10 protein-coding genes and 1 pseudogene are annotated in these 11777 nt (G+C 64.2%); 9 read left to right on the top strand and 2 right to left on the bottom strand.

Annotation, left to right across the window (positions count from 1 at the left end; all coding sequences use genetic code 11):
* Nucleotides 1-198: 198 nt before the first annotated feature.
* Nucleotides 199-471: pseudogene (locus NKH03_RS32860) on the top strand (IS481 family transposase); the annotation flags it as partial.
* Nucleotides 472-1085: 614 nt separating this feature from the next.
* Here NKH03_RS32860 and NKH03_RS32865 read toward each other — a convergent pair.
* Nucleotides 1086-1886 (bottom strand): IclR family transcriptional regulator, encoded by an 801-nt coding sequence (locus NKH03_RS32865; protein ID WP_352973031.1) that lies wholly within the window; start codon nucleotides 1884-1886, stop codon nucleotides 1086-1088.
* A gap of 240 nt (nucleotides 1887-2126) precedes the next feature.
* On the opposite strand from NKH03_RS32865, the gene NKH03_RS32870 reads away from it, so the two are divergent.
* From NKH03_RS32870 to NKH03_RS32885, 4 genes are read left to right on the top strand one after another with little or no spacing between them, the layout of a single operon-like run.
* Nucleotides 2127-3179, top strand: a complete 1053-nt coding sequence (locus tag NKH03_RS32870; RefSeq protein ID WP_352973033.1) for a substrate-binding domain-containing protein — start codon at nucleotides 2127-2129, stop codon at nucleotides 3177-3179.
* A gap of 19 nt (nucleotides 3180-3198) precedes the next feature.
* Nucleotides 3199-4707: a sugar ABC transporter ATP-binding protein gene (locus NKH03_RS32875; protein WP_352973035.1), complete on the top strand. Its 1509-nt coding sequence runs from the start codon at nucleotides 3199-3201 to the stop codon at nucleotides 4705-4707.
* Complete coding sequence (locus tag NKH03_RS32880) at nucleotides 4704-5669, top strand: ABC transporter permease (protein ID WP_352973037.1); 966 nt, start codon at nucleotides 4704-4706, stop codon at nucleotides 5667-5669. The genes NKH03_RS32875 and NKH03_RS32880 overlap by 4 nt, the downstream gene beginning before the upstream one ends.
* Entirely contained in the window at nucleotides 5666-6637 is a 972-nt protein-coding gene (locus NKH03_RS32885; protein WP_352973039.1) for an ABC transporter permease, read from the top strand. The genes NKH03_RS32880 and NKH03_RS32885 overlap by 4 nt, the downstream gene beginning before the upstream one ends.
* Here the strand turns inward: NKH03_RS32885 and NKH03_RS32890 are convergent.
* Nucleotides 6611-7552: an amidohydrolase family protein gene (locus NKH03_RS32890; RefSeq protein ID WP_352973041.1), complete on the bottom strand. Its 942-nt coding sequence runs from the start codon at nucleotides 7550-7552 to the stop codon at nucleotides 6611-6613. The two genes, NKH03_RS32885 and NKH03_RS32890, sit on opposite strands and share 27 nt — an antisense overlap.
* 77 nt (nucleotides 7553-7629) lie before the next feature.
* Here NKH03_RS32890 and NKH03_RS32895 point away from each other — a divergent pair, with 77 nt between their 5' ends.
* The 4 genes from NKH03_RS32895 to NKH03_RS32910 are packed head-to-tail and all read left to right on the top strand — an operon-like array spanning nucleotide 7630 to nucleotide 11587.
* Nucleotides 7630-8952, top strand: a complete 1323-nt coding sequence (locus NKH03_RS32895; RefSeq protein WP_352973043.1) for an alanine racemase — start codon at nucleotides 7630-7632, stop codon at nucleotides 8950-8952.
* A gap of 38 nt (nucleotides 8953-8990) precedes the next feature.
* On the top strand, nucleotides 8991-9335 hold the full coding sequence (locus tag NKH03_RS32900; protein ID WP_352871328.1) for a RidA family protein: 345 nt from the start codon (nucleotides 8991-8993) through the stop codon (nucleotides 9333-9335).
* A gap of 3 nt (nucleotides 9336-9338) precedes the next feature.
* Nucleotides 9339-10349, top strand: coding sequence for a succinylglutamate desuccinylase/aspartoacylase family protein (locus NKH03_RS32905; protein WP_352973045.1), 1011 nt, complete (start codon nucleotides 9339-9341; stop codon nucleotides 10347-10349).
* A gap of 56 nt (nucleotides 10350-10405) precedes the next feature.
* Nucleotides 10406-11587 carry a hypothetical protein gene (locus NKH03_RS32910; protein ID WP_352973047.1) on the top strand — a complete coding sequence of 394 codons (1182 nt, stop codon included), beginning with the start codon at nucleotides 10406-10408 and terminating at the stop codon, nucleotides 11585-11587.
* Nucleotides 11588-11777: the final 190 nt, after the last annotated feature.

The following is an 11777-nucleotide window of genomic DNA, read 5'->3' on the forward strand; positions in this document are numbered from 1 at the left end:
CCCTCGAAATTGTCACTTCAAACGAATGCCGAAATTACTTCCTCGAGGCCGGCTATGACCGAACCTAAAATCATCCCGCTCTAGCCAGAGCGCAGTGGGGTCATCGGTGAAGGAGGTAGTCGCGGAAGCGTTCGGCGTGGCTCCGTCACAGCTGGGCGTGGCGCAAGCAGATGGCCGGCCATGAAGCTCGATCCCGAGTCCTCAAGAGCCTATCAGGGCTTGCCGGAACTGGAATACCCCTTCCACGACCGCGACATCCTGGTCACCGCCTGCGGCCGCATCTGCATGCACAGGAAGAAGATCAACGTCTCCACCGTGCTCGCCGGCCAGAGGCTCGGAATCACCGAAGTCGACGACGGCATTTGGCTCGTCAGCTTCATGCATTACGATCTCGGATATATCGACTTGGAACAGAGGACCTTGCAGACCATCGACAACCCGTTCGGCACGAGGTTGTCACCCATGTCTTAGGTACAAACTGTTACCTATGTCTCCGGGCTGGACAGGGAAGCGGCCATTTGTATGCGTTGGTGCCGGCCCTCAGCCACCATTGGCATACTGGCTTATTGCGATAAAGCGCTCGCGCACGATCTCGACCCGGCCCTGCGGCCCTCTGATATTGCCCTGCAGAAAGTCATCGAAATCTGGTGCTTCAAGTGGAGCTTTGAACTGGCCGCCGATGTAGGTGCGGACCTCGTGTGTTAGCGGCTCCGAGTTCAGCGACCAACTCTTCCCGGCCGTCGATGATCAAAAGTAGGTCCTCGGCATCCCGGCCGGAGAGCAGATCGTTCCCACCTCTGCCGAGATATGCCTCCAGCTTCGTCGCGACGAAGAATGCCGGTGTTAGGCGGCGGATGATGAGGTTATCATCCAACGGACAGTCGACCGCAGTCTCGATGCCCCTTTCATACCAACGATTGCTGTTGAGACTTCTATTGAAGACTCTATCGCGACTGCCGCAGCGAAAGCGAGAGCCAAGCTTCTGAAGCCGGTGTTCGATAGGCTTGTGACGGAAACTCACGCTGAGATGTGAGGCCCCTGGCAGCCGCGAGCACATGAAAGACCAGACGCGCGACGGCTGATCGTCAGCCTCCCGCCAGCGACAATCCGCGGGCGCGCTCGCGCAACAGCGCAAGCAGGTCGCTGCGCCGCGCTTCAGGCGTGTCGACAGGCAACACGAAACACAAGGTTCTGTTGATGGCGCCATGGCCGTCCTGGATCGGCGCGGCCATGCACCAGGTGAAACGGTCGGCCAGCGCGGCGGTCTCGCTGTAACCTTGGCGGCGCGCCGTGGCGACATCGGCGAAGAACTCGGCTGGCGCAATGATGCGGCCGTCGGGAAGCCTGTAGTCGGCGGCGGGGATGAAGTCACTCAGCTCATCCTCGTTCATGTGGCCGAGCAGCAGTCGTCCCGATGCCGTCCACGGGATCGGCACCTCGACCCCGACATCGCTTGAAATCCGGAACGGGCCGGGCGAGTCCCGGCAATCCAGAACGATATATTTGTTGCCGCGTAAACCGCACAGCTGCACCGTCTCGCCTGTCTCCGCGGCCAGCCTGTCCAGGGTCTCGATGATGCGCCGGTAGTGGGCGTTGTGATGCGAATAGGCCCAGCCGAACAGATGCATCGCGCGCCCGAAATAGACGTAGCCTTCACTGCCGACGTTTTCGAGCATTTCGGCGTCAAGCAGGCTGTTGACGATTTCGTAGGTGGTCGAACGCGGTGCGCCGATCATCTTGGCCATGTCGCCGACGCGCATCGGCGCGCGGTGCCGCAGCAAAGCCTCGAGCAGCATGATCACGCGGTCGATGCCGCGTCGTCGTTCGCCACTGCGCGGCTCCGCGCCGGCTGCCTTTTCGATCAGATCAGTAGCCCCGTCGCTCATCTCAGCCGCGTCCATTCAAGAATCATTTCGGTGCTCGTCCCAAGACGCTTGAAAGATGTCAAGGCTCGGTCTAGCATCCCATTTGTCTGATATACAGACAGGATGTCTGAAATACCAGACAAACTAACGAGCCTGACGCAGAAAGTCCCGACGAGAACAGGCGGTTTCCGAGCTCGGCAACCGACGGGTTTCCTCGTCCCGATTCCGCACGTCGAGCCACAACCTCTGAAGGGAACAGTCATGATGAAATCATCGTTTTTCGCATCCGCCAGCGCCCTTTGCCTCGGTCTCGTGCTGAGCCTCGGCGCCGGTTCGCAGGCCAACGCCGCCGCCAACTGCATCAAGGGCGACCGCAAGGCGCCGTACACGATCGGCTGGGCCAACATCTATTCCGTGCCGACCTGGATGAAACAGACGCAAGGTACGATCGAAGCCGAAGTCGAGACCCTGAAGAAGCAGGGTCTTGTCGACAAGCTCGTCGTGACCGACGCCCAGGGCGATGCCAACGTCCAGATCCAGCAGATCCAGTCGATGATCGATTCCAACGCCGATGCCATCATCCTGATTGCCGGCTCGTCGACGGCGCCGACCCGTGTGCTGGCCGACGCCTGCGCCAAGGGCATCGCCATCATCAACTTCGACAGCCTCGTCGATACCGATCAGGTGACGGCCAAGGTCAATACCGATTCTTCCCAATGGGGCGACCAGGCGGCCAAGTTCCTGATCGACGCCATCGGCGGCAAGGGCAAGATTCTGATCCTCAACGGCCCGGCCGGCGTCTCGGTCAGCGACGACAGGCGCAAAGGCGCCGACGCCGAGCTCAAGGCTCATCCCGACGTGACGGTCCTTGCCGAGACCAACACGCCTTACAATGTCGCCCCTGCCCAGGAAGCCGTAACCAGTCTGCTCTTCGCCAACCCCGAGATCGACGGCATCTTGTCGCTCGGCGGCGCGCTGTCGGCCGGTGCCGTGCTCGCCCTAGACAAGCAGGGCCGCGAACAGGTGCCGATCACCGGCGAGAACGCCCGTCAGTTCCTCGAACTCTGGAAGGAAAAAAGCCTGAAGAGCTGGGCGACGATGCAGCCGAACTGGCTCGGCGCCTTCGCCACCTACACCGCCGTCCAGGCGCTGGAAGGCACGGATGTGCCGGCTTTCGTCAAGATCCCGCTGCCGGTGATCGACAATTCCAACATCGACGAATATCTCGCCCGGGCGAAGGATTTCCCGGCTGACGGTTATATCTATTCGCCTTACGATGAGGAACTGTTCAAGAAGCTGCTGGCTCAAAAGTAAGCCGGAAAGGCCGCATAAATTGCAGATCACGGCTCCGCTTCTTGCCGCGCGGGGGGTGTCGAAGTCTTTCTTCGGCAACCCCGTCCTGCGCGACGTTTCCATCGCTCTCCAGCCGGGCCGCGTGCATGCGCTGCTCGGCGAGAACGGTGCCGGAAAGTCGACCTTGATCAACCTTTTGTCCGGCGCCTTGCGTCCGGATAGCGGGACGATCGAGGTCGATGGACGCGCGGTCTCACGCATGACTCCCGCCATTGCGCGACAGGCCGGGATCGCCGTCGTCCAGCAGGAACTCAGCCTGACGGCCAGCCTTTCCATCGCCGAAAACATTGGCCTTGGCGCCTATCCACGCCGGTTCGGCCTGGTCGACTACCCCGAACTCGCCGCCCGGGCCAAGGCCGCGTGCGACCTCGTCGGCCTTCACGAACCACTGTCGACGCCGGTCGGACATCTGTCGCTCGGCCGCCGGCAGATGGTGGAGATCGCCAAGGCACTTTACCGCCGGCCGCGCGTGCTCATTCTTGATGAACCCACCTCGTCACTCTCGGCAACCGAAACGAAAATCCTGACCGATCTGCTGGAGCGGCTGCGCGGCGAGGGCATCGCCATCCTCTACATCTCGCATCGGCTGAACGAAATCATGTCGCTATGCCAGCATGTCACCGTTCTGAAGGACGGCACCTGCACGGCGGATCGCACCCTGGAAGGAACCGATGCCGCCGGGCTGGTGCGGCTGATGGTCGGCCGCGACCCGGGTGACCTCTTTCCGCAATGGCAGCCTTCAGCTTCGCCTGCCAACGCCATCTCGGTTCGCAATTTTTCAGCCGGTCTGATGCGTGACGTTGATCTCGATATCAGGACAGGCGAGGTGCTCGGCATCGGCGGCCTGGTCGGGCAAGGCCAGGAAGATCTGCTGCTCGGCCTCTACGGCGCCATTCCGGCGCGGACGGCATCAGCGACCGTCAACGGTGCCTCAGGTTTGCCAGGCGGCGTGCCGAAGGCCAACGCGCTCGGGCTGGCCTATGTGCCGGCCGACCGCAAGCGTGAAGGCCTGCATCTGATCCATCCCATCATCACCAACATGATGCTGCCTGCCTTTGCGCGGGTGCCGGCGCTGAAGCTGCGCAGCCGCCGCGCCGAGCGCGAGACGGCCAGAGGTCTTGCCGCCCAGCTCGGCATCAAGGGCGACCTCGACCGGTCGGCGCAGGCCCTGTCAGGCGGCAATCAGCAGAAGGTGGCGCTGGCGAAATGGATGCCGCACGACCCGCTCGTGCTTCTCCTCAACGATCCGACGCGCGGCGTCGACGTCGAAACCAAGCGTGAAATCTATCATATGCTTCGCAACTTCGCTGCTGCCGGCAAGGCGGTCGTGCTGCTCAGCTCCGACACGCCCGAACTGGTGCATCTTTGCGACCGTGTCGCCGTGGTCCGCGAAGGCCGCATCGTCGCCATGCTGGCGCGCGGGGCGCTCAGCGAGGAAGCCGTCGTCTCCGCCGCCATGGGCGCCGGACAGCGGAAGGTTGCGGCATGAACACACCTTCCTCCGCAAACCAGACCGGCGCGCTCTACTGGCCGGTTCAGTTGCGCCGCAATGTCGGCGTGCGCAGCCTGTTCGCCGTCGTCCTGGCGTTTCTCGTCGCCTATGGCATCCTCTTTCCCGGCCTCTTCACGGCCGCGGGCTTCGCCAAATTCACCCAGAGCTGGTTTCCGCTGGCGCTGGTCGCCATGGCGCAGGCGATCCTGATGCTCACCGGCGGCATCAGCCTGGCCATCGGCGCCACGGTCAGCCTGGGCGCGGTCATCGCAGCGACGACGATGGCGGGGCCGCTGGGCGTCGCCGGCGGCACCGCCGCGGTGGCGCTGACCGGCCTCGGCATTGGGGCGACGACCGGCTTCATCGTGGTGCGGCTTCGCCTGCCGGCGATCGTGGTGACGCTCGCCGGTTCCTTCATCATCGGTGGTGCGGCGCTGCTCATCCTGCCGCGGCCTGGCGGCGCCATTCCAGCGTGGCTGTCCGATCTGCTTGCCGGCAACACGCCGGCGGCATTCGCGCTCCTGCTGCTCATCGCTGCGCTATGGAAACTCTATCTCGCCACGCCACTCGGCTTGAGCCTCTATGCCGCCGGCGAGAATCCGGTCGGCGCCTATCGCTCCGGCGTGCCGGTCGATGGTGCGCGCATCGCGGCCTATGCGATCAGCGGTCTGCTCTCCACGGGCGCCGGCCTATTCGTCGCCGCGCAAACGGGTTCGGGCGATCCGGTCATCGGTGCCGCCTTTACGCTGAATTCGATTGCCGCCGCCGTGCTCGGCGGCATCGGCTTCCTTGGCGGACAGGGCACTATGCGCGGCGCGCTTGCCGGCAGCCTGCTGCTCAGCCTGATGATCAGCGTCATGTTCTTCCTCGGCTTCACGCCAGTCACCCAGTATGTCGCCCAGGGCCTCATCATCATCGGCGCGGTCGCCATCCCGCAATTCCGCAAGGTGCAGCAATGACGGCATGGACTGAAAGCGCGGGCGGCAGACGCGCCTTGACGGTCCTGCGCAGCCGGCCGTTCCTGACCGTTGCCATCGTTGCTGCGGTCTGGATCGTGGCGAGCTTCGTTTCGCGCGGCTTCGGCGCCTACGGCCATTTGCGCTATCTGATCGAGCTCGGCGCCGTCATCGGCCTGGTTGCGGCGGGGCAGACCTTCGTGGTGATCGCCGGCGGCATCGATCTTTCGGTTGCGGCCATCGTCACGGTCAGCGCAGTCAGCCTGCCACTGCTGTCGTGGCAGGCGGATCCGACCGGCATCACCGCCATCCTTGCCGTTCTTGCACTGACGACGGCAATCGGCCTGGTCAACGGGCTGGGCGTCGCGCTGCTGCGCGTCCACCCGATGATCATGACATTGGCCATGGCGACATTCCTGCAAGGTCTGCTGATCATCGTCGCCGGCGGCAGTGCGGTGACTGCTGAAAACCCGCTGGTGCACTGGCTCGGCAATGCGCGGCCGGCCGGCATTCCGGCCGGCGTGCTGTTGTGGGTGGTCGTCTCCGTCATCGTGCTGACGGCGATGCATGCGACATCCCTCGGCGCCCGGATCTTCGCCATGGGCGCCAATCCACTCGCCGCGGCACTATCGGGGGTTCCGGTCACATCCACGACACTCACGGTCTACGGCATCAGCGGCTTCTGTTCGGGACTTGCCGGCGTGCTGGTCCTCGGCATGAACGGACAAGGCTATGTCGGGATCGGCGATCCCTACCTGCTCGCCTCGATTGCCGCTGTGGTGCTCGGCGGCACCTCGATCCTCGGCGGACGCGGCACCTATGCCGGCACCATCCCGGGCGCCATCCTGCTGGTCACCATCACCGCGCTGATCACCGTCGTCAACGCATCGCCCGGTTGGCGCAGCATCCTGTTCGGCTCGCTCATCCTGGGCCTGCTGCTTCTCTCAGGCCGGGAGCAGGCGCGCCGATGACACATCATCCAGCCGGTAGATGCGCCTTGCGTTGCCGTAGAACAGCGCCGTCTGTTCGTCTGCGGAAAAGTCCACCGCTATGGTTTTGAAGCCATCGTATATGTCGTCGAACGATGCATGCAGGCCGGCGACCGGAAAGTCGCTGCCGAACATGGCGCGCCCGGTGCCGAAACAGTCGATGCAATGCAGGACGACCGGTTTCAAACTGTCGAGCGTCCAGTCGTGATCGTAGGCGACCAGATCCGATATCTTGATGGCGACGTTGTCGTGCTCCGACAACAGCTGCAGACCGTCGCGCCATCTGCGCATTCCTTCGGCGTCACGATCGATCGGACTGCCGCAGTGATTGAGAACGAACTGCTGGTCGGGGAAGGCGGCTGCAAGCCGCACCGCGTCGGCGAGTTGGCGCGGAAACACCATCAGGTCGAAGGCGAGCCTGTATTGGCCAAGCAGGGCAAGGCCGGCGCGCCAAGCCGGATCGTCCATGGTGCCGTCGCGGGTCGCGAAGCGGCGGGGCGGGTCCGGATCCCAACTCAGTATGTCGCGCACACCGACGACACGTTCAAAGGCCGCCTGCGCCTCGATCAAGGCCCGCGCCTGGCGGTCGGCGAGCGGCACGTGGACGACATAGCGCGCGGCGACGCCCCGCGATTTGTCGAGTGTCTCCAGCCACCGCGTCTCGCCGATGCAGTCGTCGCTCGCCCAGCCGGCTTCGACATGCACGGTGGCGACGACATTGTGCCTGCCGGCGTCGCGCACATAATCCTGCGTAAGGTAGTCTTGGCGCAACGGGCCAAGCGCGCCCAGGCCGCCGCGCTCGCCGGCCGTGTCGGCGAGCCAGGGATGCCGTCCCAGGCCGAGATCCCAAAGATGATGATGGGCGTCGATGATCGGTCCGGAGTAGGGTTCTGGCACGCGTCTCTCTCATGCGGTGACCGGCATCGGCAATCGATCCCGGCAGGGTTCTGCGACGGCGAAAGGGTTAGCATCGGATGACTGAAAACTCACCAGTCTCGCTTGGCGTGCGCGAAAATTTTCTGCTCGACGACCGCATCCGCGGCGTGCCTCCCGGCACTTCCGGGCTGGACAGCAGCCTTGTCGCAGCCGAGCACTGGCATCCAGCCGAGGGACGCATGGCGCTGCCGGTGCTGACCCTCGACGAGGCGGCCTTTGCCGCCAACCGCGACCTGTTCCTGCGCTATGCGCGTGAACAGGGGGTTGCGATCGCACCGCATGCCAAGACTCCGATGGCGCCCGACCTTGCCCGGTCGCTGGTCGAGACCGGAGCCTGGGGCACCACCGTCGCCGATATCAGGCAAGCGACAGTGATGCTCAGGGCCGGCCTGACACGGCTGATCATCGCCAATGAAGTCGGCGGATCGGGCGGCGCAAGCCGGCTGGCGGCGCTTGCCGGTGCCTGGCCGAACGCCGAGCTCTTCGTCTTTGCCGACTCGGTTGACGCCGTGAACGCGCTTGCCGAGGCTTGGAGCGCCAATGCGGCACTGCCGCCCTTGCGCGTTCTGGTCGAACTCGGCGCGGGCAGGGCGGGCGCCCGCACGACCGCGCAAGCCGAGGCCATCGCCGATGCGATCATGGTTGCCGGCGGGCGACTGCTGATCGCCGGCGTTGCGACCTATGAAGGGGCGGCGGCCCAGCCCGAGCCCGGCCGCACCGACGAGGCGATATCCGCTTTGCTGGCCATGATCGCCGACATGTTCCTGCGGCTGCGCGCCCGCGTCGGTGGCAACGCGCCGCTAATCGTCACCGCTGGCGGTTCGGTCTTCTTCGACAAGGTGGTCGCGGCACTGTCGCCGGTGGTTTTCAGCGACAGCAATGCGACGCTGGTTCTGCGCAGCGGCGCTATCTTCTTCCACGACCATGGCACTTACGATCGATCGCTCGGCGCCCTCGATGCCCGCAAGGGTTTTACCATCGGCGGCATCAGCGCTTCAGCGCGACATGCGTTTCGGCCCGCGCTGCGCTTGTGGGCCGAAGTGCTGTCGCGGCCGGAACCCGGCCTCGTCATCTGCGGGATGGGCATGCGCGACGTGTCGTTCGACCAGGGCTTTCCAACGCTGCTCACCGTCTTTCGTGCCGGCAAGCCGTTGCCCATGCCGGCAGCGCGCGCCGAGGTTATAAAGCTCAACGATCAGCATGCCTTCCTGTCGATTGCGCCGAGCGACGACATAGCCGTCGGCGACGTCGTCGAATTCGGCATCTCGCATCCCTGCACCTGCCTCGACCGCTATCGCGTGATCTTCGGCGTCGACGCGACCGGCCACGTCCGCCACGCTTTCCCCACATGGTTCGGCTGACCAGATCCCCCAAAAAGAGAACCTCGAAAGGATCCGATATGATCAAGTATTTTCAGTCCGGCTCGCGCATGTCGCAGGCGGTGGTCTATGGCGGCCTCGTGCACATAGCCGGCCAGGTGGCCGACGACCGCAAGGCAGGCATCGAGAGCCAGACCAGTGACGTGCTGGCCAAGGTCGAGGCGCTGCTGGTCGAGGCCGGCAGCAGCAAGTCGAAGCTGGTGGCGGTCAACATCTTCTTGCCGCAGATCGGCGACTTCGACGCCATGAACGGCATTTACGACGCCTGGGTCGACCCTGCGCGCCTGCCGGCTCGCGCCTGCGTCGAGGCGCGTCTCGCCGACCCGGATTTGCGTATCGAGGTCACCGCGGTCGCGGCGGTCTGAACAATGCACACTGGCCACAGCCATACGCTCGACTTCGACCGCGACGGCAAGACGCTGAGCCATCTCAGCATTCCGTTCTCGATCGACCGTTCGCCCTATTTCCAGGTCACGTTGCCGATCTGTCTCATCCGCAACGGCGAAGGGCCGTCGCTGCTTTTGATGGCCGGCAATCACGGTGACGAATATGAGGGCGAGCTGTCGCTGGCAAAGCTGGTGCGCCGGCTCGATCCGCAGCGGATCAAGGGCCGCATCACCATCATGCCGATGGCCAATGCGCCGGCCGTAATGGCCGCCAAACGCTGCTCGCCGCTCGACGGCGGCAATCTCAACCGCGCCTTTCCAGGCGATCCCTCGGGCACGCCGACCAGCCGGCTCGCCAATTTCCTCGAGACGGAATTGTTCCCTCGCCACGACGTCATCTTCGACATCCATTCGGGCGGCACATCTATGGAGCATTTGCCGACCGCACTGGTCGAACGCAATGCCGATCCCGAGCGCCATCGGCGCGGGGTGGAACTGATGCGCACGCTCGGCATGCCCTACGGGTTCGTCGCCGACAACGGCCAAGCTTCGCCGACCTCGATGGGTGCGGCGCGCCGGGCCGGAGCCATCGGTGTCAGCGGCGAGTTCGGTGGCGGCGGCACCGCCACCGTCGATTCGATGGCGATCACCGCCCGTGCCCTCGACAGTCTGATGGTAGCACTGGGTGTGGTCGACGCACCGATTCTTGGCGCGGGCGAAACGCCGTCGGCGCCGACACGGCTGCTGTCGCTGTCCCGGCACAGCCAGGGCGTCTACGCCACCCGCCGCGGCTGGTTTGAGCCCGCCGTCAGGCTAGGCGACAGTGTCAGCGCCGGACAACTGGCCGGCTGGTATCACGATCTCGAACGGCTCGATGTTGCCGAGGAGGCGCTGCATTTCGCCGAAAGCGGCATCGTGCTGTCGCGGCGGCTCCACACGATGTGCGAGGCGGGTGACTGCCTGATGCAGGTCGCTGAGCCGGTCGAGGGCTAACCATGAAGCCGTGCCAGGCCGGGCGCCGATATCAAGATCAGGACTGAGGATATTCGATGCAGCAACTGTCCATGTGGACTTATCCCTGGGACATCCAGGATCTCGGCCTTGAGACGGTCGAACGCGATCTTATCGAGCGCGCTGGGCTCAACATGATCAGCCTCGCGACCTCTTATCATGCCGGCCGCTTCCTGCAGCCGCGCAGCCAGCGCCGCAAAGCCTATTTTCCCGAGGACGGCACCATCTATTTCAAGCCGACCGCGGCGCGCTGGGGAAGCCTCGCCATCCAGCCCAAGGTGGCTGACGTGACCACCGAGGGTGGCGATGTGCTTGGCAACCTTATCCGCCGGCGCGACGCCGGAGGGCTTGGCGTTTCGTGCTGGACGGTCTGCCTACACAACACCCGCCTCGGCATGCTTCATCCGCAGGCTGTCACCCGCAATGCTTTCGGCGATGCCAATTACTACAATCTCTGCCCGTCGCATCCCGATGCGCGCGCCTATGTCCGTGCGCTCGTCGCCGACATCTCGCACAGCTACCGGCCAGACAGGATCGAACTCGAAAGCCCATCCTTCATGGGTTTTGCCCATGAATACCATCACGAGAAGGACGGCGTCGGGCTGACGCCGGAAGACGATTTTCTGCTGTCACTGTGCTTTTGCCCGTCCTGCCTTGCGCGCGCGGCGAGCGCGGGAGTTGATGGCGAGCCGGCGCGCAAACTCGTCAGGCATTGGATTGCCGAAACCTGCGAGCACGCGGTGCCGCAACGGCGTTTTCCGGATTTTCCGGTGAGCGGCCTCGAGACGTTCCGACCCTGGCCGGAACTCCACGCCTATCTCCTGTGGCGGTTCGAGCCGGTGACCAGCCTGGTTGCGGAATTACGCGAGGTGGCCGACCCGGCGACGCGCGTCGTCGTCATCGATTTGAAGGACGGCTGGCTTGGCGGCTGCGATCTCGCGGCGCTCGGCAAGGTCTGTGACGGAGCGATCCTGTGCGCCTACGACATGCAGGCGGCGAGTGTCGCGAGCCTGATGGTGGCTGGTCGGGCAGCCCTCGGCGCGGAAAGATTCCTCGGTGCCGGCTATCGGCTGTTCTACCCGGAAATGACCGGGCCTGACACCCTTGCGGCGAAGGTGAAGCCGGCGCTGGCGCCTGGTGTCGATGGCATCAATTTCTACAATTACGGCCTGGTGCCGGCTGCGCGGCTGGACTGGATCGGTGTAGCCCAGCGGCATTGAGCCGCCTGTAATTTCGCCCTGTGCCATAAACGCTCACAGGGAGGCGGTTTCGATTCCGCTCGTATTCGACTCCACAAGGACGGGAATTGCTTGGAAGCGCAAGCCGCATTGCCTCTGACAGCAAACCTGAAGCGCCAGATTTAACCCATCATAGAATTTGAGTCACTCGATGTGACACCAATTGACAGGC

It is taken from the genome of Mesorhizobium sp. M1406, assembly GCF_040317555.1.
Taxonomy (GTDB): Bacteria; Pseudomonadota; Alphaproteobacteria; order Rhizobiales; family Rhizobiaceae; genus Mesorhizobium.